Source organism: Terrisporobacter vanillatitrophus, from assembly GCF_051148895.1.
GTDB classification, from domain to species: Bacteria; Bacillota; Clostridia; order Peptostreptococcales; family Peptostreptococcaceae; genus Terrisporobacter; species Terrisporobacter vanillatitrophus.
The window spans coordinates 105,309-131,111 of the sequence record NZ_CP154625.1 but is presented as its reverse complement, the minus strand read 5'-3'; the positions used below and the strand labels follow the sequence as shown (position 1 = coordinate 131,111).

Here is a 25,803-nt window from a genome sequence, read left to right as displayed (position 1 = left end):
CTTTATATTAAAGTATTAACTTTTGTTAGTACTTTCAAAACTGCAAACATTTAAGATATAACTTATATTGGTCAAGTCCTCGACCTATTAGTATCAGTAAGCTACATATGTTACCACACTTCCACCTCTGACCTATCAACCATGTAGTCTTCATGGGGTCTTAACCTTACGGTGGGAAATCTTATCTTGAAGTAGGCTTCGCGCTTAGATGCTTTCAGCGCTTATCCTTTCCGTACTTAGCTACCCAGCTATGCCCTTGGCAGAACAACTGGTACACCAGCGGTACGTCCATCCCGGTCCTCTCGTACTAAGGACAGGTCTCCTCAAATTTCCTACGCCTGCGACGGATAGGGACCGAACTGTCTCACGACGTTCTGAACCCAGCTCGCGTACCACTTTAATGGGCGAACAGCCCAACCCTTGGGACCTACTACAGCCCCAGGATGTGATGAGCCGACATCGAGGTGCCAAACCTCCCCGTCGATGTGGACTCTTGGGGGAGATCAGCCTGTTATCCCCAGGGTAGCTTTTATCCGTTGAGCGATGGCCCTTCCATGCGGTACCACCGGATCACTAAGTCCGACTTTCGTCCTTGCTCGACCTGTATGTCTTGCAATCAAGCTCTCTTCTGCCTTTACACTCTTCGTACGATTTCCGACCGTACTGAGAGAACCTTTGAGCGCCTCCGTTACTTTTTAGGAGGCGACCGCCCCAGTCAAACTGTCCACCTGACAGTGTCCCACTACCTGATTCAAGGCAGCTGGTTAGAATCCCAGTACTACAAGGGTGGTATCCCAAGGATGGCTCCACACAGACTGACGTCCATGCTTCATAGCCTCCCACCTATCCTGTACATGTAGCACCGAGACTCAATGTCAAGCTACAGTAAAGCTCCATGGGGTCTTTCCGTCCTGTCGCAGGTAACCGGCATCTTCACCGGTATTACAATTTCACCCAGTCTGTTGTTGAGACAGTGCCCAAATCGTTACGCCTTTCGTGCGGGTCGGAACTTACCCGACAAGGAATTTCGCTACCTTAGGACCGTTATAGTTACGGCCGCCGTTTACTGGGGCTTAAGTTCACTGCTTCGGTTACCCTAACAGATCCCCTTAACCTTCCAGCACCGGGCAGGCGTCAGCTCCTATACATCGTCTTGCGACTTAGCAGAAACCTATGTTTTTGGTAAACAGTCGCTTGGGCCTATTCTCTGCGGCCATGTTTCCATGGCACCCCTTCTCCCTAAGTTACGGGGTCATTTTGCCGAGTTCCTTAACAACAGTTCTCTGGCTGGCCTTAGGATACTCTCCTCACCCACCTGTGTCGGTTTGCGGTACAGGCACCTTTAACCTCGATAGAGACTTTTCTCGACAGTGTGAAATCAGCTACTTCGCTACTAAATTTCGCTCCGCATCGTACCCCAGCATTATTCTAACGGATTTGCCTATTAGAACTGCCTCAATACTTGCCCGTACATAACCAACAGTACGGTTAGCTTATCCTTCTGTGTCATCCCATTTCTCAAACGGTTATTGGTGGTACAGGAATATCAACCTGTTGTCCATCACCTACGCCTTTCGGCCTCGGCTTAGGTCCTGACTAACCCAGGGCGGACGAACCTTCCCCTGGAAACCTTGGGTTTACGGCCTGTGGGATTCTCACCCACATCTCGCTACTCATGCCAACATTCTCACTTCTATACAGTCCACATCTCCTTACGGTAATGCTTCAATCCGTATAGAAAGCTCTCCTACCCATCATAAATGATGCCGTAGCTTCGGTAGTACGTTTTAGCCCCGGAAATTTTCGGCGCAGGATCACTCGACCAGTGAGCTATTACGCACTCTTTAAATGAGTGGCTGCTTCTAAGCCAACATCCTGGTTGTCTGTGCAATCCCACATCCTTTACCACTTAACGTACATTTAGGGACCTTAGCTGACGATCTGGGCTGTTGCCCTTTTGACTATGAATCTTATCACCCACAGTCTGACTCCCAAGTATAAGAATACGGCATTCGGAGTTTGATAGTCTTCGGTAAGTGCAATACCCCCTAGGACATTCAGTGCTCTACCTCCGCTTCTCTAAACCTTGAGGCTAGCCCTAAAGCTATTTCGGAGAGAACCAGCTATCTCCGGGCTCGATTGGAATTTCACCGCTATCCACAGGTCATCCCCGAGCTTTTCAACGCTCGTGGGTTCGGTCCTCCACGAAATTTTACTTTCGCTTCAACCTGCCCATGGATAGGTCGCCCGGTTTCGGGTCTACGTCAACTAACTAAACGCCCAGTTAAGACTCGCTTTCGCTGCGGCTCCACACCTTAAGTGCTTAACCTTGCTAGGTAACGTAACTCGTTGGCCCGTTCTACAAAAAGTACGCAGTCACACAAGTAATGTGCTCCTACAGCTTGTAAGTGTAGGGTTTCAGGTTCTATTTCACTCCCCTCCCGGGGTTCTTTTCACCTTTCCCTCACGGTACTATACGCTATCGGTCACTAGGTAGTATTTAGGCTTGGAGGATGGTCCCTCCTGCTTCCCACAGGGTTTCACGTGTCCCGTGGTACTCTGGATCATATCTAGAGTCTTATTCTTTAAACTACGTGGCTTTTACACTTTATAGCGGAGCTTTCCAACTCTCTTCGTCTTGAATAAGTGATTCTGTTATGATATGTCCGCAACCCCAGTGAAGAAAACTTCACTGGTTTGGCCTGTTCCGCGTTCGCTCGCCGCTACTTACGGAATCGAATTTCTTTCTCTTCCTCCGGGTACTTAGATGTTTCAGTTCCCCGGGTTCCCCTCGCATAGCTATGTATTCACTATACGATACTTAGACATTACTCTAAGTGAGTTTCCTCATTCGGAAATCTTGGGATCAAAGTTTACGTGCAACTCCCCCAAGCTTATCGCAGCTTATCGCGTCCTTCATCGGCTCCTAGTGCCAAGGCATTCGCCCTACACCCTTAATAACTTGACCAGTTATCAAAGTTGATATTTTTAAAAGTTATCTTCTTTATATGATATATTTTTTAAGAAGTTTATCTTCTTCTTTTATAATGTCATATCACTAAATGTTATGCAGTTTTCAAAGTACTAATTTTGAGTTTTCATAAAGAACCCTCAAAATTAAACAGTAGGTTAATTCTCCCTAGAAAGGAGGTGATCCAGCCGCACCTTCCGATACGGCTACCTTGTTACGACTTCACCCCAGTTATTGATTTCACCTTCGACACTCGCTTCCCAAAGGGTTAGCTAAGTGGCTTCGGGCGCCCCCAACTTCCGTGGTGTGACGGGCGGTGTGTACAAGACCCGGGAACGCATTCACCGCAGCATTCTGATCTGCGATTACTAGTAACTCCAGCTTCATGTAGGCGAGTTTCAGCCTACAATCCGAACTGAGAATGGCTTTAAGGGATTAGCTCGGCCTCACGACTTGGCTGCCCTCTGTACCACCCATTGTAGCACGTGTGTAGCCCTAAGCATAAGGGGCATGATGATTTGACGTCATCCCCACCTTCCTCCAGGTTATCCCTGGCAGTCCCTCTAGAGTGCCCAACTTAATGCTGGCAACTAAAGGCAAGGGTTGCGCTCGTTGCGGGACTTAACCCAACATCTCACGACACGAGCTGACGACAACCATGCACCACCTGTCACTTCTGTCCCCGAAGGGAAAAATGCGATTAGGCATCGGTCAAAAGGATGTCAAGCTTAGGTAAGGTTCTTCGCGTTGCTTCGAATTAAACCACATGCTCCGCTACTTGTGCGGGTCCCCGTCAATTCCTTTGAGTTTCACTCTTGCGAGCGTACTCCCCAGGCGGAGTACTTAATGCGTTAGCTGCGGCACCGAGGGGGGTAACCCCCGACACCTAGTACTCATCGTTTACGGCGTGGACTACCAGGGTATCTAATCCTGTTTGCTCCCCACGCTTTCGTGCCTCAGTGTCAGTTACAGTCCAGAAAGCCGCCTTCGCTACTGGTGTTCCTCCTAATATCTACGCATTTCACCGCTACACTAGGAATTCCACTTTCCTCTCCTGCACTCAAGTTTCCCAGTTTCAAGAGCTTACTACGGTTGAGCCGTAGCCTTTCACTCCTGACTTAAGAAACCACCTACGCACCCTTTACGCCCAGTAAATCCGGATAACGCTAGCCCCCTACGTATTACCGCGGCTGCTGGCACGTAGTTAGCCGGGGCTTCCTCCTCAAGTACCGTCATTATCTTCCTTGAGGACAGAGTTTTACGACCCGAAGGCCTTCATCACTCACGCGGCGTTGCTGCATCAGGCTTTCGCCCATTGTGCAATATTCCCCACTGCTGCCTCCCGTAGGAGTTTGGACCGTGTCTCAGTTCCAATGTGGCCGATCACCCTCTCAGGTCGGCTACTGATCGTCGCCTTGGTAAGCCGTTACCTTACCAACTAGCTAATCAGACGCGGGTCCATCTCATACCGCCGGAGCTTTGATAAGAAATCCATGTGAATCTCTTATATTATCCTGTATTAGCATACCTTTCGGTATGTTATCCATGTGTATGAGGCAGGTTACCCACGCGTTACTCACCCGTCCGCCGCTCTTCTCCGAAGAGAATCGCTCGACTTGCATGTGTTAGGCACGCCGCCAGCGTTCATCCTGAGCCAGGATCAAACTCTCAAATAAAAGTTGTCCAATTGCTCAGCTAATCATTATCTGAATATCTGGCTTGGTTTGTTTGTTGTTTCAGTTTAATTCTTAAAGAATTAATTTATTGTTAACCTACTGTTTAATTTTCAAAGTTCTTTTGCTTGTTTCAGCTTCTTTATTCTACCAAAGCTGTTTTTCTTTGTCAACAACTTTTTTTCAAAAGTTTTTTGTTGACGTTTTGTCCCTGTCTCAAGGACAAGTAATACTATATCATCGTAAATTATATTGGTCAATAGTTTTTTTAAACTTTTTTTATACTATAATTTTATAAAAAACTTATCAACATACCTTATTACATTTTATCCACATTATAAACAGTTTAAAATAGGTCTATATTGTGAATTATTAATTTTTATTAACAATTATCAGTTAATAATGTGAATAACTTTTTTTTTAAAACAATAAATATTTGTTATTAAATATTTTATTCACATTTATTAATATACTCAAAGTAATAATAATTATGCTTAGTTTTTTAATAATTATTTAATTATAATTACTTACCCCCTTATTTCAACTACTTATAAATAAATTAATATTTTTCACAATATACTCCAAATGGGAGAAAGGTACAAGTATTTTAGATTTGTATTTTAAATTTACTGTATTCGCTTTTTATATAGCTTTTTATTTCCCTATCAAAACATTTTTTATTTTTTAAATACTATACATAACTACACCAAATTTTCACTTTTTAACAACTTTTTATATTCCTTAATACCTGTTAGATAATTTACTTAATTCATTTATGTCATTAACAACATTACAAGAAATAATAGGACTATATTTATTATTAGTCGTAGTTTTAACATTATCACAAATTTCATTTTATAATTTTAATACTTGGATCTATAATCCAGATTTATTTAATGTCTTTAATTTTCATATATTCATTAATTTTTCAGTCTTTTTTATAAACTCAAATGACTCTTTCTAATGTAGCTCGATCTTGTTTTTGTCCAATCTATTGCTAATCATTTTTTATCAGCCTCATTTATTCTAATATATAGTTCAAAACATTCTAAAATATATCAAATATACATTTATTATCTTTTAATAAATAGTAATGCTTACCATGTTCAGATATATTATATATATTTCAGTTTACTTCATTCACTAATCATTCTATCAGATAAATATGCTATAAACAGTGTAACGCACGTCATAAAAATTTATATTTCCCATATACTAAACAAACTAAAGTTCATACAAAAAAAGCATACCCAATAGGTATGCCTAAAATATCTTTAATAATAAAAAAGATTACGTGGCTACGTGCTACTCTCCCAGGAGGTCGCCCCCCAAGTACCATCGCCGCTCAAGAGCTTAACTTCTGTGTTCGGAATGGGAACAGGTGTATCCTCTTTGCTATAATAACCACATAATCTTTATATTAAAGTATTAACTTTTGTTAATACTTTCAAAACTGCTAACATTTAATGTTTCCATTATATTTATTGGTCAAGTCCTCGACCTATTAGTATCAGTAAGCTACATATGTTACCACACTTCCACCTCTGACCTATCAACCATGTAGTCTTCATGGGGTCTTAACCTTACGGTGGGAAATCTTATCTTGAAGTAGGCTTCGCGCTTAGATGCTTTCAGCGCTTATCCTTTCCGTACTTAGCTACCCAGCTATGCCCTTGGCAGAACAACTGGTACACCAGCGGTACGTCCATCCCGGTCCTCTCGTACTAAGGACAGGTCTCCTCAAATTTCCTACGCCTGCGACGGATAGGGACCGAACTGTCTCACGACGTTCTGAACCCAGCTCGCGTACCACTTTAATGGGCGAACAGCCCAACCCTTGGGACCTACTACAGCCCCAGGATGTGATGAGCCGACATCGAGGTGCCAAACCTCCCCGTCGATGTGGACTCTTGGGGGAGATCAGCCTGTTATCCCCAGGGTAGCTTTTATCCGTTGAGCGATGGCCCTTCCATGCGGTACCACCGGATCACTAAGTCCGACTTTCGTCCTTGCTCGACCTGTATGTCTTGCAATCAAGCTCTCTTCTGCCTTTACACTCTTCGTACGATTTCCGACCGTACTGAGAGAACCTTTGAGCGCCTCCGTTACTTTTTAGGAGGCGACCGCCCCAGTCAAACTGTCCACCTGACAGTGTCCCACTACCTGATTCAAGGCAGCTGGTTAGAATCCCAGTACTACAAGGGTGGTATCCCAAGGATGGCTCCACACAGACTGACGTCCATGCTTCATAGCCTCCCACCTATCCTGTACATGTAGCACCGAGACTCAATGTCAAGCTACAGTAAAGCTCCATGGGGTCTTTCCGTCCTGTCGCAGGTAACCGGCATCTTCACCGGTATTACAATTTCACCCAGTCTGTTGTTGAGACAGTGCCCAAATCGTTACGCCTTTCGTGCGGGTCGGAACTTACCCGACAAGGAATTTCGCTACCTTAGGACCGTTATAGTTACGGCCGCCGTTTACTGGGGCTTAAGTTCACTGCTTCGGTTACCCTAACAGATCCCCTTAACCTTCCAGCACCGGGCAGGCGTCAGCTCCTATACATCGTCTTGCGACTTAGCAGAAACCTATGTTTTTGGTAAACAGTCGCTTGGGCCTATTCTCTGCGGCCATGTTTCCATGGCACCCCTTCTCCCTAAGTTACGGGGTCATTTTGCCGAGTTCCTTAACAACAGTTCTCTGGCTGGCCTTAGGATACTCTCCTCACCCACCTGTGTCGGTTTGCGGTACAGGCACCTTTAACCTCGATAGAGACTTTTCTCGACAGTGTGAAATCAGCTACTTCGCTACTAAATTTCGCTCCGCATCGTACCCCAGCATTATTCTAACGGATTTGCCTATTAGAACTGCCTCAATACTTGCCCGTACATAACCAACAGTACGGTTAGCTTATCCTTCTGTGTCATCCCATTTCTCAAACGGTTATTGGTGGTACAGGAATATCAACCTGTTGTCCATCACCTACGCCTTTCGGCCTCGGCTTAGGTCCTGACTAACCCAGGGCGGACGAACCTTCCCCTGGAAACCTTGGGTTTACGGCCTGTGGGATTCTCACCCACATCTCGCTACTCATGCCAACATTCTCACTTCTATACAGTCCACATCTCCTTACGGTAATGCTTCAATCCGTATAGAAAGCTCTCCTACCCATCATAAATGATGCCGTAGCTTCGGTAGTACGTTTTAGCCCCGGAAATTTTCGGCGCAGGATCACTCGACCAGTGAGCTATTACGCACTCTTTAAATGAGTGGCTGCTTCTAAGCCAACATCCTGGTTGTCTGTGCAATCCCACATCCTTTACCACTTAACGTACATTTAGGGACCTTAGCTGACGATCTGGGCTGTTGCCCTTTTGACTATGAATCTTATCACCCACAGTCTGACTCCCAAGTATAAGAATACGGCATTCGGAGTTTGATAGTCTTCGGTAAGTGCAATACCCCCTAGGACATTCAGTGCTCTACCTCCGCTTCTCTAAACCTTGAGGCTAGCCCTAAAGCTATTTCGGAGAGAACCAGCTATCTCCGGGCTCGATTGGAATTTCACCGCTATCCACAGGTCATCCCCGAGCTTTTCAACGCTCGTGGGTTCGGTCCTCCACGAAATTTTACTTTCGCTTCAACCTGCCCATGGATAGGTCGCCCGGTTTCGGGTCTACGTCAACTAACTAAACGCCCAGTTAAGACTCGCTTTCGCTGCGGCTCCACACCTTAAGTGCTTAACCTTGCTAGGTAACGTAACTCGTTGGCCCGTTCTACAAAAAGTACGCAGTCACACAAGTAATGTGCTCCTACAGCTTGTAAGTGTAGGGTTTCAGGTTCTATTTCACTCCCCTCCCGGGGTTCTTTTCACCTTTCCCTCACGGTACTATACGCTATCGGTCACTAGGTAGTATTTAGGCTTGGAGGATGGTCCCTCCTGCTTCCCACAGGGTTTCACGTGTCCCGTGGTACTCTGGATCATATCTATCGATTTCTTGTTTCAGTTACGTGGCTTTTACACCTTATAGCGGAGCTTTCCAACTCTCTTCACTTACAATTCCTCAACTTTATGATATGTCCGCAACCCCAACAAAGAAAACTTTATTGGTTTGGCCTGTTCCGCGTTCGCTCGCCGCTACTTACGGAATCGAATTTCTTTCTCTTCCTCCGGGTACTTAGATGTTTCAGTTCCCCGGGTTCCCCTCGCATAGCTATGTATTCACTATACGATACTTAGACATTACTCTAAGTGAGTTTCCTCATTCGGAAATCTTGGGATCAAAGTTTACGTGCAACTCCCCCAAGCTTATCGCAGCTTATCGCGTCCTTCATCGGCTCCTAGTGCCAAGGCATTCGCCCTACACCCTTAATAACTTGACCAGTTATCAAAGTTTGATATTTTTAAAAGTTATCTTCTTTATATGATATATTTTTTAAGAAGTTTATCTTCTTCTTTTATAATGTCATATCACTAAATGTTATGCAGTTTTCAAAGTACTAATTTTGAGTTTTCATAAAGAACCCTCAAAATTAAACAGTAGGTTAATTCTCCCTAGAAAGGAGGTGATCCAGCCGCACCTTCCGATACGGCTACCTTGTTACGACTTCACCCCAGTTATTGATTTCACCTTCGACACTCGCTTCCCAAAGGGTTAGCTAAGTGGCTTCGGGCGCCCCCAACTTCCGTGGTGTGACGGGCGGTGTGTACAAGACCCGGGAACGCATTCACCGCAGCATTCTGATCTGCGATTACTAGTAACTCCAGCTTCATGTAGGCGAGTTTCAGCCTACAATCCGAACTGAGAATGGCTTTAAGGGATTAGCTCGGCCTCACGACTTGGCTGCCCTCTGTACCACCCATTGTAGCACGTGTGTAGCCCTAAGCATAAGGGGCATGATGATTTGACGTCATCCCCACCTTCCTCCAGGTTATCCCTGGCAGTCCCTCTAGAGTGCCCAACTTAATGCTGGCAACTAAAGGCAAGGGTTGCGCTCGTTGCGGGACTTAACCCAACATCTCACGACACGAGCTGACGACAACCATGCACCACCTGTCACTTCTGTCCCCGAAGGGAAAAATGCGATTAGGCATCGGTCAAAAGGATGTCAAGCTTAGGTAAGGTTCTTCGCGTTGCTTCGAATTAAACCACATGCTCCGCTACTTGTGCGGGTCCCCGTCAATTCCTTTGAGTTTCACTCTTGCGAGCGTACTCCCCAGGCGGAGTACTTAATGCGTTAGCTGCGGCACCGAGGGGGGTAACCCCCGACACCTAGTACTCATCGTTTACGGCGTGGACTACCAGGGTATCTAATCCTGTTTGCTCCCCACGCTTTCGTGCCTCAGTGTCAGTTACAGTCCAGAAAGCCGCCTTCGCTACTGGTGTTCCTCCTAATATCTACGCATTTCACCGCTACACTAGGAATTCCACTTTCCTCTCCTGCACTCAAGTTTCCCAGTTTCAAGAGCTTACTACGGTTGAGCCGTAGCCTTTCACTCCTGACTTAAGAAACCACCTACGCACCCTTTACGCCCAGTAAATCCGGATAACGCTAGCCCCCTACGTATTACCGCGGCTGCTGGCACGTAGTTAGCCGGGGCTTCCTCCTCAAGTACCGTCATTATCTTCCTTGAGGACAGAGTTTTACGACCCGAAGGCCTTCATCACTCACGCGGCGTTGCTGCATCAGGCTTTCGCCCATTGTGCAATATTCCCCACTGCTGCCTCCCGTAGGAGTTTGGACCGTGTCTCAGTTCCAATGTGGCCGATCACCCTCTCAGGTCGGCTACTGATCGTCGCCTTGGTAAGCCGTTACCTTACCAACTAGCTAATCAGACGCGGGTCCATCTCATACCGCCGGAGCTTTGATAAGAAATCCATGTGAATCTCTTATATTATCCTGTATTAGCATACCTTTCGGTATGTTATCCATGTGTATGAGGCAGGTTACCCACGCGTTACTCACCCGTCCGCCGCTCTTCTCCGAAGAGAATCGCTCGACTTGCATGTGTTAGGCACGCCACCAGCGTTCATCCTGAGCCAGGATCAAACTCTCAAATAAAAGTTGTCCAATTGCTCAGCTAATCATTATCTGAATATCTGGCTTGGTTTGTTTGTTGTTTCAGTTTAATTCTTAAAGAATTAATTTATTGTTAACCTACTGTTTAATTTTCAAAGTTCTTTTGCTTGTTTCAGCTTCTTTATTCTACCAAAGCTATTTTTCTTTGTCAACCACTTTTTTAAGAAGTTTTTGTCGACGTTGCGTCCTGTCTCAAGGACAAGTATTACTTTACCATCTTAAATAAAATACGTCAACACTTTTTGCAAAACTTTTTTTATACATTTTAATTTTATAAACACATAGTATACTATAACCTTAGTAATATGCTAATTTTTCAACAGTTTTAATATTTATATTTTTTTAATAATTATATAGTATTAAACATTAAAAGTTATAAAACCAAATAGATTTTATAACTTTTAATATGAATATGTATTCTAATATTATTTAATTTTAACTATCTTCACTAAAATATTTTTGTATTCCAACATAAATAGACCACGCTATCTGATCTTGATATTCTTCATCATTTAATAACTTCGCTTCTTTATCATTAGAAAGAAATCCACATTCTATTAATGTAGAAGGTATCTCATTGTCTTTTATTAGGTAAATATCATTCCTAGGTTTTATTTGTCTATTATTTGTATTATCTACTACTCTTTTTAGCTCATTTTGAATATAGGTTGCTAGTTTCTTGTCATCTTCTTTCCCTTCAGGATAAAATGTTTGTGCACCATAATATTTTGATTGTTGAAATTTATTAAGATGTATAGATACAAACATATCTGCTGAAGATTCATCAATTATTTTTTTTCTATTTTTCAGATTTTCATTATATTTTTGTCTAATAGTTTTTCCTGTTTGTTCAGTATATAAACTTGTATCATCATTTCTTGTCAATATCACTGCTGCACCGCTAGCTTCTATTAATTCTTTAACTTTCTTCGCTATTTTTAGATTAACGTCTTTTTCTTTTATTGATTGGTCATCTGTCATTGCACCTGGGTCTATTCCTCCATGCCCTGCATCTACAATTATTGTTTTACTGGTTATTGGCATCAGTTTAATTACATCTTCCGATGCAGTTTTTATTTCTATTATTGATACTATTATCAATGCCAATGATATTACTCCAAATATTATTTTTTTACTTAATTTGCTCACATTATCACCCCATATATTTATATTGGGGTTTATCTTGATTTATTACTTTATTTCAATTAAAAAGGGACATACTATAAAAGTATCTCCCTACATATTTAAATTTAACTTATCTTATTATATCAAACTCAACTATAGATTTAAATAAATCTCCGTCTATATCTATAGAGAAAGTTCCTCCTTGTAAGTTAACTAGATCCCTAGCTATAGCAAGACCTAATCCACTGCCTTCTGTGTTTCTAGAATCATCAGCTCTTTTAAACCTTTCCATTATTTCTTCTGGATCAAAATTCAATTCATAAGAAGATATATTCTTCATAGTTAATTTAACTTTGTTATCTTCTTCAATTATATCTATATATACTCTTGTGTTTGGCAATGAATACTTAGATATATTGATTAATAAATTTTCAAGAACTCTATATAATCTTCGTCCATCTGCTCTTACATAAGTTTTATCTTCTGGCACATTTATTTTTAAATCTAAGTTAGCTTCTGATAATTTTTCTTCCATCTCTCCAATAGATTGTCTTAACAATTGAGTGAGGTCTATTTTTTCCATATTTAATTCTATATTTCCACTACTAGCTTTACTAGCTTCAAACAAATCTTCTATTAGTATTTTTAGTCTTTTTGATTTTGAATCTAGTACATTTACGTAGTCTTTTAAATATTCTGGACTAATATTTTCTTCTTTTTTTATTAATTCCACATAGTTTATTATGGAAGTTAGTGGAGTTTTTAAATCATGAGATACGTTTGTAATAAGTTCTGATTTCATTCTCTCACTTTTTAGTTGATTATCTATAGCTTTATCTAACCCATCCCTTATGTTATTTATATCATCTGCTAAGGTTGTAAAGTTATCTTCACCTATTAGCTTTAACTTATGATGAATATCTCCGTTTTTTATCCTCTGAGTACCATCCATTATATAAGATAGATACCATAGTTTTTTTAACACATAATAAGCTAATCCACCTATTGTTAAAATAGATGATATAATCGCAATAAAAGGATCGTAGCTGCCTATTGCAATCATCATTAAAAATAAATTAACTACTATACATACTATAGTTAGTCCTACTATTCTCTTTGATAGAGGCATACTTCTTGTAAGTTTTGATGTATTTATTAATGCTTTTTTTGAAAAATTAAATATTCTATAAACAAAAGTTGTTTTGAAGAAGTCTAACTTGTTGTCATAGCTATTTATTTGTTTGTTAAATATATAAAGTACAGTACAAATAAACCCTATACCTAAAAAACTAAATGTAAAACTACTAAGCATATCATAATAGTAATCAAAGCTTTGCATTAAAAATACTACTGCAAATACTAATCCTAATACATATAACTCTAACGGTACAAGTTTACTAAGCTTTAGCCAGAAACTATCTTTATCAAATAGATCTGTTTTACTTCTTTTATATAAGATTGTAGATATTATCCCTAGTATTAATGAACCACCTAAAGTTGCTAGTATTATTTGAACAGATACTATATCTCTATTGAACTCACTTTTTGCTTCATATATTCTGTCATATATACCAGGAGCACGTTCAAAATTTTCAGGTATGGACATGTATATATCACCACTTTTTAGTTGCATAACAGAACCTAATTCATCGTTTACATTTGAATCTTTATATTCATTGTTATTGAATGTTTTAGAATAGCTAATATTATGATTTTTAGATGATATTTTTACATCACATTCTCCTTTATATTTATTTTGAAATTCTTTTGCTGTCTTACTCTCTGTATTTGTATAAATTTCATCTGTATCTTTATTTATAATAAAATAATTAAGATTTGATATTTGTTTCAATTCTTCTCTTGAATACGTTCTTAGTTCTTTTATATTATTTTCATCCTCATCAGACGAATCTTTATCTGTTCCTTCTACACTTCCACTTGTAATAGATGTTAAATAACTCATTAAGTTATTATCAAAAGCTCTACTCTTATAAAATTCATCTTCTATAGCAAACTGATCTTTATGCATATAACTTGTAAATACACCTGCGCCTCTACCAATCACACTAATTGTCGTTGGTATCATAGCTAAAAACGCTGATATACATACAAATATGATTACTAAGTTAATAAACTTAAATCCTTTGTTTCCTTTCATATAACCTCCTTTTTGTTTAAAATCTTAATGCTTTATATAATATATAGTTTAAAGTAAATATAATTACTGTATCTATAAATATATTCATACCACCATAATTAAAACATATTATAATTCCTATTATCTGAGTTATGGCAAACATTAGTAATACAAATATAAAATTAAACATTAAGCTTCTTTCCCTAAATACTTTCCCATTATAGTTTTTCAATTTTGTATCCCACTCCCCATACTACCTTTAAATATCTTGGTTCTTTTGAATTTATTTCAATTTTTTCCCTTATTCTTCTAATATGAACTGCTACTGTATTTTCCACATTAAAACTTTCTTCATTCCATACTTTCTCATATATCTCATCTATAGAAAACACTCTTCCTTTATTGGCAAGAAGTAAGTTTAGTATTTTAAACTCTATAGGAGTTACTTTTACTATTTGTCCATCTACTTTTACTTCTTTTGTAGACGTATTTAACTCTAAACCACCACTACTTAATACTTCTTTAATATTTATGTTTTCATTATTATAAGTCCCTAATGCCACATATCTTCTCAAGTTCGATTTCACTCTAGCTATAAGCTCTAATAAGTTAAATGGTTTTGTTATATAGTCATCCGCCCCTATATTAAGTCCCATTATTTTATCTGTATCTTCACTCTTTGCTGAAACTAATATTATCGGTATATTTTTTTCTTCTCTTATTTTTATTGTTGCTTTTATTCCATCTAATTTGGGCATCATTATATCCATAAGTATTAGGTGCACATCTTTGTTCACTAATACATCTAAAGCTTCTATTCCGTTATATGCTTTATATATGTTATAACCTTCATTTCTTAAAAATATCTCTATTGATTCAACTATCTCTTTGTCATCGTCCACTACTAATATATTGTACATTTGCATCATCTCCTTTATACAATTCATTATCACTTGTATTATACACTATAATCACATTCTTTTATAACTTTCACACTTTTTAATATATTTTTAGATGCATATGTATATATCATATATTAGTTAAATACAACATTCCTAAAATTATTAAACATATTATTGATCCTATAGTTAGTTTTTTTTAATATCCATGTATCTTTCCATATATATTGAATAATCATATTAATTTTCACCTCCCTTATTCTCTTATCAAATTCTTTTTTACTATACTAATATAATAGAATATAATTCTTACATAATAGTCACTCTATTTCTTAAGGAATTCTTACAAAAAAACTCATAGCAAAATGCTATGAGTTTCTGATCGATTAATATTTTTAATTGTTTTTATGAAACATTATTAATATTTACTATGCTTCTATTTCTCTTATTAAATTAACCATTTCTATGGCACCTACAGCACAATCAAATCCTTTATTTCCTGCTTTAGTTCCTGCACGCTCTATTGCTTGTTCTATATTTTCTGTAGTTATAACTCCAAACATTACTGGTATATCACTATTCAATGATACATGAGCAATTCCTTTTGACACTTCACTGCATACATAGTCATAGTGTGTTGTGTTTCCACGAATTACTGCTCCTAAGCATATTATTGCATCATATTTATTACTTTTTGCCATTTTTGATGCTATTAGAGGTATTTCAAATGCCCCTGGTACCCATGCAACTTCTATATTATCTTCATCTACATCATGACGCTTTAAAGCATCTACTGCTCCACCTAATAATTTAGATGTTATAAATTCATTGAAACGAGCTGCTACTATCCCTATTTTTATATCCTTTGATATTAATTTTCCTTCATATAATTTCATATTTCCTATCTCCTTTTATAATTTAATTTTTATTATGATTAAGGGAATTTTAATAATTTAAAATATGTCCCATTTTTTCTTGTTTTGTTTTTAAATAAAATATATCATTCATAGTTGGATTCATTTGTATTGGTACTCTTTCTACAATTTCCATACCAAATCCTGATAGACCATATATTTTTTCCGGATTATTTGTAAGTAGTCTTAAAGTCTTCACTCCTAAGTCTCTTAATATCTGAGCTCCTATGAAGTATTCTCTCATATCTCCTTCAAATCCAAGAGCTAAATTAGCTTCTAAAGTATCCATCCCTTGATCTTGTAATTCATAAGCACGAAGTTTATTTATAAGACCTATACCTCGCCCCTCTTGTCTCATGTAAAGAAGTATTCCTCTTCCTTCTTCTTCTATTTGTCTCATTGCAGAAGCAAATTGTTCTCCACAATCGCATCTTTGTGAACCAAAGGCATCTCCTGTTAAACACTCTGAATGTACACGACACAATATATCTTTCCCATCACTTATATCCCCTTTTACTAAGGCAACGTGATGTTCTCCATTTAATTTATTTATATATCCATATGCTCTAAAATCTCCATAAGCTGTTGGCATCTTTGTATTAGCTACACACTCTACAAGATCGTCATGCTTTTTTCTATAATCTTGCAAGTCTTTTATGGTTATAAATTTTAGATTCCACTTCTTGGATAACTCTATTAATTCTGGTGTACGCATCATAGTTCCATCATCTTTCATAATTTCGCAACATAATCCACATTCTTTAAGTCCTGCTAATTTCATCAGATCAACAGTTGCTTCTGTATGCCCATTACGCTCTAGTACTCCATTTTTTTTTGCCAAAAGTGGAAACATATGGCCTGGTCTACGAAAATCCTCTGGTTTGGAACTTTCATCCACACATTTCATAGCTGTTATACTTCTTTCTACAGCAGATATTCCTGTAGTTGTATCCACATGATCTATAGAAACTGTAAAAGCAGTACTGTGATTGTCTGTATTATTTGATACCATTTGAGTAAGTTGTAATTTATCACAAACTTCTTTACTCATAGGCATACATATAAGGCCTTTGGCATGAGTGGCCATGAAATTCACATTTTCTGTTGTTGCAAATTCAGCCGCACATATGAAATCACCTTCATTTTCTCTGTTTTCATCATCAGTAACAATTATTATCTTTCCTTCTCGAAGATCTTGTAAAGCTTCTTCTACTTTATTAAACTCAAACATTTTTATTCCTCCTAAAAACCATTCTTTATTAAGAAATCCATTGTTATATTACTTTCATCTTTTTTGTTTTTTTCAAAACTCATTAACTTTTCCACATACTTACCTATGACATCATTCTCGATATTCACAATATCCCCAACTAATCTGTGGGAAAGTATAGTTTCCTGTGCTGTGTGCGGGATAATAGATACACTAAAATGTTTTTCATTTACTTTTGCAACAGTTAAACTTATTCCATCTATGGCAATAGAACCTTTTTCTACGATGTATTTCATTAAATTTTCTTCCACCGCTATTGTGTACCAAATTGCATTGTCATCTTTTTCAATTTTTATTATTTTACCTGTACCATCAATATGACCTGATACAATATGCCCTCCAAACCTAGCATTCGCACACATTGCTCTTTCTAAATTTACAAGGCTTCCATTTTTTAAATTACCCAATGATGATCTACTTAGAGTTTCATTCATCACATCAGCTGAAAAAACTTCATTGTTAAATGTAGTTACAGTAAGGCATACACCATTGACAGAAATACTATCCCCTATATGAATATCTTCAAATATTTTTTTACCTTGTATAGTAAGAATGGAAGATTTATTATTTCTTTTTACATTTTGTATTATTCCTACTTCCTCTACTATTCCTGTGAACATTGATGTACCACCTCGCTTTCTATTAATACATCTTCATCTATTTTTATCACTTTTGTATTTTTTAAATAAAATGAATTTTGAGGATTATCCACTCCAATTCCTGCTACTGGAGACTTGGCATTTATACCTCCAAATATTTTCGGTGCAATATAAGTTTGAACTTTATTAACTATCCCATGATTTAACGCTGACCAATTTAAAGTTCCACCACCTTCTAAAAGAATGCTATCTATTTCTTCTTGACCTAATATAATCATTAATTCTTTCAAATCAATATGGTCATTTTTTTTAGGTACAACTATAATCCTGCAACCTTTATCTGTGTATGTTTTTTGTTTGTATTTATCAATTTCGCTTGTAGCTATTATTGTCGGTATCTCATGGGCTGTACTTACTATCTTACTGTGGATAGGTGTCCTTAAATTGGTATCACATATTATTCTTATAGGGTTTTTGCTATTATCCAATCTACAATTAAGCATAGGATCATCTAGCAATACTGTTCCTACTCCAACCATTATTCCACTATATTTATGTCTATCTTCATGTACTCTTTTTCTCGAAGTCTCTCCTGTTATCCATTTAGACTGATTAGTATAAGTTGCAATTTTGCCATCCATTGTCATTGCATACTTCATTACAACATAAGGTGTTTTTGTTTTTATATAATAAAAGAACACTTCATTTAGAGCATCACATTCTTCTTTTAAAAATCCTTCTACAACTTCCACTCCATTATTGCGAAGCTCTTCTATTCCTTTTCCTTCTACTAATGGATTCGGATCTGATGATCCTATAACAACTTTACTTATACCAGCTTCTATAATTGCTTGTGTACATGGTGGTGTTTTCCCATAATGACAACAAGGTTCTAATGTTACATATATAGTCGCTCCTTTGGGTGATTTTTTACAATTTTTAATTGCATTTCGTTCCCCATGAAACATGCCATAAGCTTGATGATATCCTTCCCCTATTATTTCATTATCTTTTACAATAACAGCCCCAACCATAGGATTCGGATTCACAAATCCACATCCTTTTTTAGCAAGCTCTAAGGCTATCTGCATATATTTTTTATCAATCATTGTGTACCTCCAATAAAATTCCTACAAATACAAAAAGCCTTGAACAATATGTTCAAGGTAGAATTTTTATAAATCGATTAATCTACTGATATATTTTTATTCTAAATTTAAAAAACTCTGAAATGATAAATTCATTCCAGAGCATATAATTCAAATTAATAAAAACTAAATTAGATTAATTATTCTATCTTCTTTCATCCAGACTTTACTGTCGGCTTCGGAATCTCACCGAATCATGCCATAATGGCTCGTGGGCTATAACCACCGGTAGGGAATTTCACCCTGCCCTGAAGATTTTATTCAATTAAGATAATAATAATTCAATATATTCAATCTGTCAATTATATTTTTATTCTTTTTAGAAATAAAATGTTTAGAAAAATTACATTTTCATGTTTTATTTTACCATTTTATGGTATAAATATAGTATAAATAAAAATAAATATTGATTATATAGATTAAATTTGATAAATCAAGGGAGGAAATAATTATGGAATTAAAGGGAAGTAAAACTGAAAAAAATTTACTATCTGCATTTGCAGGAGAAGCTCAAGCAAGAACCAAGTATACTTATTATGCTTCTAAAGCAAAGAAAGAAGGATATAATCAAATAGCTGATATATTCGAAGAAACTGCAAATAATGAAAAAGAGCATGCTAAAATATGGTTCAAACTTTTACACGATGGTATACCATCAACTCCTGAAAACTTAAAAGATGCCGCTTCAGGAGAAAATTATGAATGGACTGATATGTACGCTACTTTTGCTAAAGAAGCTAAAGAAGAAGGATTTGATAAAATAGCATATTTATTTGAAGTTGTTGGAGAAATCGAAAAAGAACACGAAGAAAGATACCGTAAACTTCTTGAAAACTTAGAAAATGGAACTATATTTGAAAAAGACGGTGAAGTTTACTGGCATTGTCAAAATTGTGGACACATACATAAAAGTAAGGTAGCACCTGAAATATGTCCTGTTTGTAATCATCCACAATCATACTTCCAAGTTAGAGCAGAAAACTATAAATAAGCGAGTAATTTATCTCAAATAGATAATCCCAAAACCCAATATTAAGTTAGGCTAGCAACTAATAGTTGTTAGCCCTTCTTTTTATATCCTTAAATCTCAAACTCTCATTATTTAATTTTTCAAAATGTATTTATCAACCATCTAATGAAATACATTTTTTACTTTTTAATAAATATTTCTTTTTTCCCGAGAAATTATTAGTTGAAATTTATAATAAAAAAAGATGTATTCCAACATATTGTTGAAATACATCTTGTATATACAATTTGAAAAATTTCCAATATTGAATAAAAACTATCTTTTTGAGAACTGAGGCGCTCTTCTTGCAGCTTTTAAACCATATTTCTTTCTTTCTTTCATTCTTGCATCTCTTGTTAAGAATCCTTCTTTCTTTAAGTCTCCTCTTAACTCAGCATCAGCTTTTAATAAAGCTCTTGATATACCGTGTCTTATAGCTCCAGCTTGTCCAGTGAATCCTCCACCTTCAACCTTTACTATTACATCGTATTTATTTTCATTATTAGTTAAAACTAATGGTTGTTTAACATCTCTTATTAATGTTTCGTAGTTAAAATATTCATTAACATCTCTTCCATTAACTACTATATTTCCTTCACCTGCAACTAATCTAACTCTAGCTACAGAGCTCTTTCTTCTTCCTGTTCCGTAGAATTGAACTTTTTCCATGATAACTCCTCCTTTCACCTATTAATTCTATACGTTTAATTCAACTGGGTTTTGAGCTGCATGTGTATGTTCAGCACCTGCAAATACTCTTAATCTAGTCATCATTCTGCTTCTTAATTTATTTTTTGGTAACATTCCGCTAACAGCATGTGCTACTACTTCTTCTGGTTTTTTATCCATCATTTCTCTGTAAGTTATTTCTTTTAATCCACCTACATAACCAGTGTGGTATCTATATAATTTTTGATCTAATTTCTTTCCTGTTAAAACTACTTTTGCTGCGTTTACAACAACAACAAAATCTCCACCGTCTACGTGTGGTGTAAATGTTGGTTTATGTTTTCCTCTTAATATAGTTGCTATTTCTGTAGCAAGACGACCTAATGTTTTTCCTTCAGCATCAACTACGTACCAATTTCTTTGTACGTCAGCTGGTTTAGCTATATAACTTTTCATGGTTGTCCCTCCTTAATTTTTTAAATTTTTTATCTACCGTATATATAAAGTCCGGGGCAATGTGGACTTACTAGCACACTCTTATTCATTTTAATACAATGACCCTGGTGTGTCAAGTTTAATAATGAACTTTTTTAAGAAATAATCCGTGTGCAGGCGCGGTATGACCTGCTTCTCCCCTATCTTTCGAAGCAATTATTTCTTCCAGTGATTTATCTATTCTTCCTCTGCCTATATCTACCAACGTTCCTACTATAATTCTCACCATATTATATAAAAATCCATTACCTTCCACTTCTAAAACAATTAAGTCTCCACTATTCTCAATTGAAATATTATGTATGGTTCTAACTGTATCTTTTACTGATGATCCCGAACTCATAAATCCTTTAAAATCATGTGTTCCAAGTAGTGATTTAGCTTCTGAGCGCATTTTTTCTATATCAACGTCATATCTGACATGATATGATATATCCTTGTATAATGGACTTCTATAAGGCTTATTATATATTAAATATCTATATATTTTCCCTGTTGCACCGTACCTAGAATGAAAATCATCAGATACTTCTTGGCAGTCAATTATAGATATATCCTTTGGCAACTTTGCATTTAAGGCATCAGGAATTCTAGCTGCGGGTATGCTTGAGTTTGTCTTAAAGTTAGCCACTTGACCTAAAGCATGAACACCTGCATCTGTTCTTCCAGATCCTATTATATTTACTTTTTCTTTTGTTATTTCATAGATAGCATATTCTATTGTACCCTGTATACCAGAAGAATTAGGCTGTTTTTGCCAACCACAATATTTTGTGCCATCATATTGTATAGTAAGTTTTAAATTTCTCATTTACTTCCTCATTTATATGAATTTAGTTACTATTATGATTGCCAAAAATACAACTTGTAAAACGTAAGCTATATAATCAGCTTTTGTAATTTTGGCTTCTTTCATTTTAGTTCTATTATATCCACCTCTATAACATCTAGCTTCCATTGCCATTGCCAATTCGTCAGCTCTTCTAAAAGCACTAACAAATAATGGTACTAGCAGCGGTACTAAATTTTTAGCTCTATTTATTATATTACTACTTTCAAAGTCAGCACCTCTAGACATTTGTGCTTTCATAATTTTGTCAGTTTCATCTAATAATGTAGGTATAAATCTAAGTGCTATTGTCATCATCATAGCCAGTTCATGAACAGGCATTCCTATTTTCTTTAAAGGATTTAACATTCTTTCTATACCATCTGTAAGTTGTATAGGAGAGGTTGTCAAAGTAAGTAATGATGTACCAACAACTAAAAATACTAATCTTATAGACATAAAAATAGCCTGTTTTATTCCCTCTTTAGTTAGAGTTAAGAAACCAAACTTCCAAATTACCTCACCAGGTAAAAAGAATATATTTATAACAAATGTAAATAGAATTATCCATCTAAGTGGTTTTATACCTTTCATAATGTATTTAAGAGGTATTTGAGACATTTTTATTACTGCAACTAATGCTGCAGTCACTAATAAATATGGCCAGAATTTATTTACTACAAATAAAGATACCATGAATACTATTGTTGCAACAAGCTTTGTTGTTGAATCTAACTTATGAATACAAGAATTTGCAGGATAATATTGACCTATGGTTATATCTTTTAACATTTCTTTCTTCCTTTCATAAAGTTTAGTATTTCTTCTTTTATCTCTTCTATTGTTAAGACATCAGTTTTTATATCAAAACCTTTATCCTTTAATTTTATAGCTAATTCTAAAACTTGTGGTACATCTAATCCAATTTCCTTAAGTCTTGATGCATGATTATTAAAGATTTCCCTAGGTGTTCCCATAAATTCAATCTTACCATGATTCATAACTATTATAGTCTTTGCTATCTTAGCCATATCGTCCATACTATGTGAAGATAGTATTATAGTCATATTACTTTCTTCATGTAATCTTTTTATTAAAGCAAAGATTTCATCTCTTCCTCCTGGATCTAATCCAGCAGTAGGTTCATCTAATATTAATAATTCTGGATTCATTGCTATAACCCCAGCAATTGCCACTCTACGCTTTTGACCTCCTGATAAGTCAAAAGGTGATTTGTCTTTATACTCATCATAATCAAGCCCTACAGCTTTCATAGATTCTTTTACCCTAATAGATATTTCTTCCTGGCTTAAATTCAAATTAGAAGGGCCAAAAGCTATATCTTTTTCAACTGTTTCTTCAAAAAGTTGATACTCAGGATATTGAAATACTATACCTACTCTTTTTCTAATTTCAGTTAGGTTTTGATTTCCTCCAGTTATATTAAAATCATTTATAAAAATTTCTCCTGATGATGGTTTAATAAGGCCATTTAAATGTTGTATAAGAGTAGATTTCCCTGACCCTGTATGACCAATTAAACCTACAAAATCTCTATCTTTTATTTCAAATGATATATCATCTATTGCTTTACTAGCAAAAGGCATACCCTCATCATATATATAAGTTAAGTTTTTTATAATAATTGACATAATTTCACCACCATCTCATCTACTGTTAATATATCATCCTTAATATCTATTCCTTCTTCTTTTAAAGAAGTGGCTAATTCTGTCATATAAGGAACATCTAGACCTATTTTCTTAAGCTTTTCTATGTTTCTAAATACTTCTTTAGGTGTCCCTTCTAATACTTTACGTCCTTTATCCATAACTATAACTCTATCAGCTTCTACAGCCTCTTCCATGTAGTGAGTTATATGCAATACTGTAATGTTTTCTTTTTTGTTAAGTTTTTCTATTACATTCATAACTTCTTTTCTACCTGATGGATCAAGCATTGCTGTTGCCTCATCAAAAATTATACATTTAGGTCTCATAGCAATTATACCTGCTATGGCAACTCTTTGCTTTTGCCCTCCAGATAATAAGTGAGGCTGTCTATCTTTTAATTCCGTAATCCCTACACTTTCAAGAGCTTCTTTGACTCTTTCTCTAATTATTTTTGGTTCTATACCTAAGTTTTCTGGTCCAAATGCCACATCCTCTTCTACTATAGTTGCAACTATTTGATTGTCTGGGTTTTGGAATACCATACCTGCAGTTTGTCTTATATCCCATAGTTTTTCTTCATCTTTTGTATCATTTCCATCTATTAAAATATTACCTTCTGTTGGCATCAAAATAGCATTTAAATTCTTAGATAAAGTTGATTTTCCCGAACCATTATGTCCAATAATAGCTACGAATTCACCTTGTTTAACATTTAAACTTAAATTATCTATAGCTTTAAAACTAGATTCTTCAGTTATGTATTCGTATGAAATATTGTTAACGTTTATAATATTATTCATTCATTCTACTCCTTCTTTAAAGTAGTAATTTTAAATTTGTATCTTAATATTATATCACAGTTCTAATTAAAAAATAATTCCTTTGATTATATAATCTTTTTTAATTAATATTATTTGCATAAAAAAAAGATTAAGCCCATCAAACTTAATCTTTTTTATCTATTTTAACTATTTACTAAACTAATTCAATAAATGCCATTTCAGCTGCATCGCCTCTTCTTGGCCCCTTTTTGATTATTCTAGTATATCCACCATTTCTCTCAGCATATTTTGGAGCTATATCAGTGAATAAGTTGTTAACTACTGTTTCATCCATAACGTAAGCTAAAACTTGTCTTCTAGCATGAAGATCTCCTCTTTTAGCAAGAGTTATCATCTTTTCAGCCATTCTACGAGTTTCTTTAGCTCTTGTTACTGTAGTTTCTATTCTACCACTTCTTAGTAAGTCAGTTACTAAGTTTCTTAACATAAGGTTTCTGTGTGATGTCACACGTCCTAATTTACGGTAATTAGCCACGCCAATCCCTCCTTTGCTCGCTTATTCTTCGCTAGGTTTAAGTCCTAATCCTAATTCTTCAAGTTTTTGAATAACTTCTTCAAGTGATTTTTTACCAAGGTTTCTAACCTTCATCATATCATCTTCTGATTTATTAGCTAATTCTTCAACTGTATTAATTCCCGCTCTCTTTAAACAGTTGTAAGATCTTACTGATAAATCAAGCTCTTCAATAGTCATTTCAAGAACTTTTTCTTTTTGATCTTCTTCTTTTTCTACCATTATTTCAACGTTGCTTACATGCTCAGTTAAGTCAATGAATAGATTTAAATGCTCAACTAATACTTTAGCTGCAAGAGATATACCCTCTTGAGGATTAATGCTTCCATTAGTCCATACTTCAAGTGTTAATTTATCATAATCTGATTTTTGACCAACTCTTGTGTTTTCTACATGGTAGCTAACTTTTTGTACGGGAGTGTATATTGAGTCTACAGGTAAAACACCTATAGGCATATTTTCAGTTTTGTTTTCCTCGGCTGGAACATATCCTCTACCTTTGTCAATGTTTATTTCCATATTAAATTTAGCATTATCATCTAAAGTAGCGATTAATAAGTCTTTATTTAATATTTCTACATCTGGTGGGCAGATTATGTCTGCTCCTGTTACAGTACAAGGTCCTTGAGCCTGAATTTTAAGAGTTCTACTTCCTTCTCCATCTATAGCTGCAGAAAGTTCTTTTAGAGTTAATATTATTTCAGTAACATCTTCTTTAACTCCTGGTACTGTTGAGAATTCATGAAGAACACCATCTATTCTTATTGAATTCACTGCCACACCAGGTAAAGAAGATAATAATATTCTTCTTAGAGCATTCCCTATAGTAGTTCCATATCCTCTTTCTAAAGGTTCAATGACAAATTTTCCATATCTATAATCTTCACCAAGTTCTACAATGTCTACTTTTGGTTTTTCTATTTCTATCATGGACAAAACCCTCCTTCAAATTTAT

At 36.3% G+C, this 25,803-nt stretch carries 17 protein-coding genes, 5 rRNA genes and 1 riboswitch; of the genes, 1 reads left to right on the top strand and 21 read right to left on the bottom strand.

Annotated features, from left to right (window positions below):
• Nucleotides 1-67: 67 nt before the first annotated feature.
• The 13 genes from TVTCOM_RS00840 to ribD form a co-directional block, all read right to left on the bottom strand.
• Nucleotides 68-2,968, bottom strand: a 23S ribosomal RNA gene (locus tag TVTCOM_RS00840).
• Nucleotides 2,969-3,143: 175 nt separating this feature from the next.
• Nucleotides 3,144-4,647: ribosomal RNA gene (locus TVTCOM_RS00835) — 16S ribosomal RNA — on the bottom strand.
• A 1,289-nt stretch (nucleotides 4,648-5,936) separates the two neighbouring features.
• Nucleotides 5,937-6,053, bottom strand: a 5S ribosomal RNA gene (gene rrf / locus TVTCOM_RS00830).
• Between the two features lie 75 nt (nucleotides 6,054-6,128).
• Nucleotides 6,129-9,027 (bottom strand): 23S ribosomal RNA (locus TVTCOM_RS00825).
• Nucleotides 9,028-9,203: 176 nt separating this feature from the next.
• A 16S ribosomal RNA gene (locus TVTCOM_RS00820) occupies nucleotides 9,204-10,707 on the bottom strand.
• The 16S, 23S and 5S rRNA genes sit together here, the layout of an rRNA operon.
• Nucleotides 10,708-11,160: 453 nt before the next feature.
• Nucleotides 11,161-11,874: an N-acetylmuramoyl-L-alanine amidase CwlD gene (gene cwlD / locus TVTCOM_RS00815; protein ID WP_434797969.1), complete on the bottom strand. Its 714-nt coding sequence runs from the start codon at nucleotides 11,872-11,874 to the stop codon at nucleotides 11,161-11,163.
• Between the two features lie 106 nt (nucleotides 11,875-11,980).
• Nucleotides 11,981-14,008: a sensor histidine kinase gene (locus TVTCOM_RS00810; protein WP_434797968.1), complete on the bottom strand. Its 2,028-nt coding sequence runs from the start codon at nucleotides 14,006-14,008 to the stop codon at nucleotides 11,981-11,983.
• Nucleotides 14,009-14,024: 16 nt separating this feature from the next.
• Nucleotides 14,025-14,219 (bottom strand): hypothetical protein, encoded by a 195-nt coding sequence (locus tag TVTCOM_RS00805; protein ID WP_434797967.1) that lies wholly within the window; start codon nucleotides 14,217-14,219, stop codon nucleotides 14,025-14,027.
• Nucleotides 14,206-14,907, bottom strand: a complete 702-nt coding sequence (locus TVTCOM_RS00800) for a response regulator transcription factor (RefSeq protein ID WP_434797966.1) — start codon at nucleotides 14,905-14,907, stop codon at nucleotides 14,206-14,208. Before TVTCOM_RS00800 ends, TVTCOM_RS00805 begins: the two co-directional genes overlap by 14 nt.
• A gap of 407 nt (nucleotides 14,908-15,314) precedes the next feature.
• Entirely contained in the window at nucleotides 15,315-15,782 is a 468-nt protein-coding gene (gene ribH, locus TVTCOM_RS00795) for a 6,7-dimethyl-8-ribityllumazine synthase (protein ID WP_434797965.1), read from the bottom strand.
• Nucleotides 15,783-15,831: 49 nt separating this feature from the next.
• Nucleotides 15,832-17,031 carry a bifunctional 3,4-dihydroxy-2-butanone-4-phosphate synthase/GTP cyclohydrolase II gene (locus TVTCOM_RS00790; protein WP_434797964.1) on the bottom strand — a complete coding sequence of 400 codons (1,200 nt, stop codon included), beginning with the start codon at nucleotides 17,029-17,031 and terminating at the stop codon, nucleotides 15,832-15,834.
• Between the two features lie 11 nt (nucleotides 17,032-17,042).
• A complete protein-coding gene (gene ribE, locus TVTCOM_RS00785) occupies nucleotides 17,043-17,690 on the bottom strand; it encodes a riboflavin synthase (RefSeq protein WP_434797963.1) in 648 nt (215 codons plus the stop codon).
• Complete coding sequence (gene ribD, locus TVTCOM_RS00780) at nucleotides 17,675-18,778, bottom strand: bifunctional diaminohydroxyphosphoribosylaminopyrimidine deaminase/5-amino-6-(5-phosphoribosylamino)uracil reductase RibD (protein WP_434797962.1); 1,104 nt, start codon at nucleotides 18,776-18,778, stop codon at nucleotides 17,675-17,677. Before ribD ends, ribE begins: the two co-directional genes overlap by 16 nt.
• 182 nt (nucleotides 18,779-18,960) lie before the next feature.
• Nucleotides 18,961-19,077, bottom strand: a riboswitch (FMN riboswitch).
• Between the two features lie 191 nt (nucleotides 19,078-19,268).
• Between ribD and rbr the strand changes: the two genes are divergently transcribed.
• Complete coding sequence (gene rbr, locus TVTCOM_RS00775) at nucleotides 19,269-19,808, top strand: rubrerythrin (RefSeq protein WP_434797961.1); 540 nt, start codon at nucleotides 19,269-19,271, stop codon at nucleotides 19,806-19,808.
• Between the two features lie 294 nt (nucleotides 19,809-20,102).
• On the opposite strand, the gene rpsI is transcribed toward rbr, so the two are convergent.
• From rpsI to TVTCOM_RS00735, 8 genes are all read right to left on the bottom strand, one after another.
• Nucleotides 20,103-20,495 (bottom strand): 30S ribosomal protein S9, encoded by a 393-nt coding sequence (gene rpsI, locus TVTCOM_RS00770; protein WP_026255080.1) that lies wholly within the window; start codon nucleotides 20,493-20,495, stop codon nucleotides 20,103-20,105.
• 27 nt (nucleotides 20,496-20,522) lie between these two features.
• The gene (gene rplM, locus TVTCOM_RS00765; protein ID WP_039680319.1) at nucleotides 20,523-20,951 is read right to left on the bottom strand and encodes a 50S ribosomal protein L13; all 429 of its coding nucleotides are present in this window, start codon (nucleotides 20,949-20,951) and stop codon (nucleotides 20,523-20,525) included.
• Between the two features lie 118 nt (nucleotides 20,952-21,069).
• The gene (truA, locus tag TVTCOM_RS00760) at nucleotides 21,070-21,801 is read right to left on the bottom strand and encodes a tRNA pseudouridine(38-40) synthase TruA (RefSeq protein WP_434797960.1); all 732 of its coding nucleotides are present in this window, start codon (nucleotides 21,799-21,801) and stop codon (nucleotides 21,070-21,072) included.
• Nucleotides 21,802-21,813: 12 nt separating this feature from the next.
• Nucleotides 21,814-22,611: an energy-coupling factor transporter transmembrane component T family protein gene (locus TVTCOM_RS00755; protein ID WP_434797959.1), complete on the bottom strand. Its 798-nt coding sequence runs from the start codon at nucleotides 22,609-22,611 to the stop codon at nucleotides 21,814-21,816.
• Complete coding sequence (locus tag TVTCOM_RS00750) at nucleotides 22,605-23,471, bottom strand: energy-coupling factor transporter ATPase (protein WP_434797958.1); 867 nt, start codon at nucleotides 23,469-23,471, stop codon at nucleotides 22,605-22,607. Before TVTCOM_RS00750 ends, TVTCOM_RS00755 begins: the two co-directional genes overlap by 7 nt.
• Nucleotides 23,456-24,292, bottom strand: coding sequence for an energy-coupling factor transporter ATPase (locus tag TVTCOM_RS00745; protein WP_434797957.1), 837 nt, complete (start codon nucleotides 24,290-24,292; stop codon nucleotides 23,456-23,458). Before TVTCOM_RS00745 ends, TVTCOM_RS00750 begins: the two co-directional genes overlap by 16 nt.
• 175 nt (nucleotides 24,293-24,467) lie before the next feature.
• A complete protein-coding gene (gene rplQ, locus TVTCOM_RS00740) occupies nucleotides 24,468-24,809 on the bottom strand; it encodes a 50S ribosomal protein L17 (RefSeq protein ID WP_147541909.1) in 342 nt (113 codons plus the stop codon).
• Nucleotides 24,810-24,830: 21 nt separating this feature from the next.
• Nucleotides 24,831-25,778 carry a DNA-directed RNA polymerase subunit alpha gene (locus TVTCOM_RS00735; protein ID WP_434797956.1) on the bottom strand — a complete coding sequence of 316 codons (948 nt, stop codon included), beginning with the start codon at nucleotides 25,776-25,778 and terminating at the stop codon, nucleotides 24,831-24,833.
• Nucleotides 25,779-25,803: the final 25 nt, after the last annotated feature.

Bases quoted from the DNA above. Each gene is read 5' to 3' on its own strand.
- TVTCOM_RS00745 (WP_434797957.1), bottom strand. From the start codon at position 24,292: ATGAATAATATTATAAACGTTAACAATATTTCATACGAATACATAACT.
- rbr (WP_434797961.1), top strand. From the start codon at position 19,269: ATGGAATTAAAGGGAAGTAAAACTGAAAAAAATTTACTATCTGCATTT.
- ribH (WP_434797965.1), bottom strand. From the start codon at position 15,782: ATGAAATTATATGAAGGAAAATTAATATCAAAGGATATAAAAATAGGG.
- TVTCOM_RS00750 (WP_434797958.1), bottom strand. From the start codon at position 23,471: ATGTCAATTATTATAAAAAACTTAACTTATATATATGATGAGGGTATG.
- ribD (WP_434797962.1), bottom strand. From the start codon at position 18,778: ATGATTGATAAAAAATATATGCAGATAGCCTTAGAGCTTGCTAAAAAA.
- rpsI (WP_026255080.1), bottom strand. From the start codon at position 20,495: ATGGAAAAAGTTCAATTCTACGGAACAGGAAGAAGAAAGAGCTCTGTA.
- rplM (WP_039680319.1), bottom strand. From the start codon at position 20,951: ATGAAAAGTTATATAGCTAAACCAGCTGACGTACAAAGAAATTGGTAC.
- TVTCOM_RS00755 (WP_434797959.1), bottom strand. From the start codon at position 22,611: ATGTTAAAAGATATAACCATAGGTCAATATTATCCTGCAAATTCTTGT.
- TVTCOM_RS00800 (WP_434797966.1), bottom strand. From the start codon at position 14,907: ATGTACAATATATTAGTAGTGGACGATGACAAAGAGATAGTTGAATCA.
- TVTCOM_RS00810 (WP_434797968.1), bottom strand. From the start codon at position 14,008: ATGAAAGGAAACAAAGGATTTAAGTTTATTAACTTAGTAATCATATTT.
- TVTCOM_RS00790 (WP_434797964.1), bottom strand. From the start codon at position 17,031: ATGTTTGAGTTTAATAAAGTAGAAGAAGCTTTACAAGATCTTCGAGAA.
- TVTCOM_RS00735 (WP_434797956.1), bottom strand. From the start codon at position 25,778: ATGATAGAAATAGAAAAACCAAAAGTAGACATTGTAGAACTTGGTGAA.
- truA (WP_434797960.1), bottom strand. From the start codon at position 21,801: ATGAGAAATTTAAAACTTACTATACAATATGATGGCACAAAATATTGT.
- ribE (WP_434797963.1), bottom strand. From the start codon at position 17,690: ATGTTCACAGGAATAGTAGAGGAAGTAGGAATAATACAAAATGTAAAA.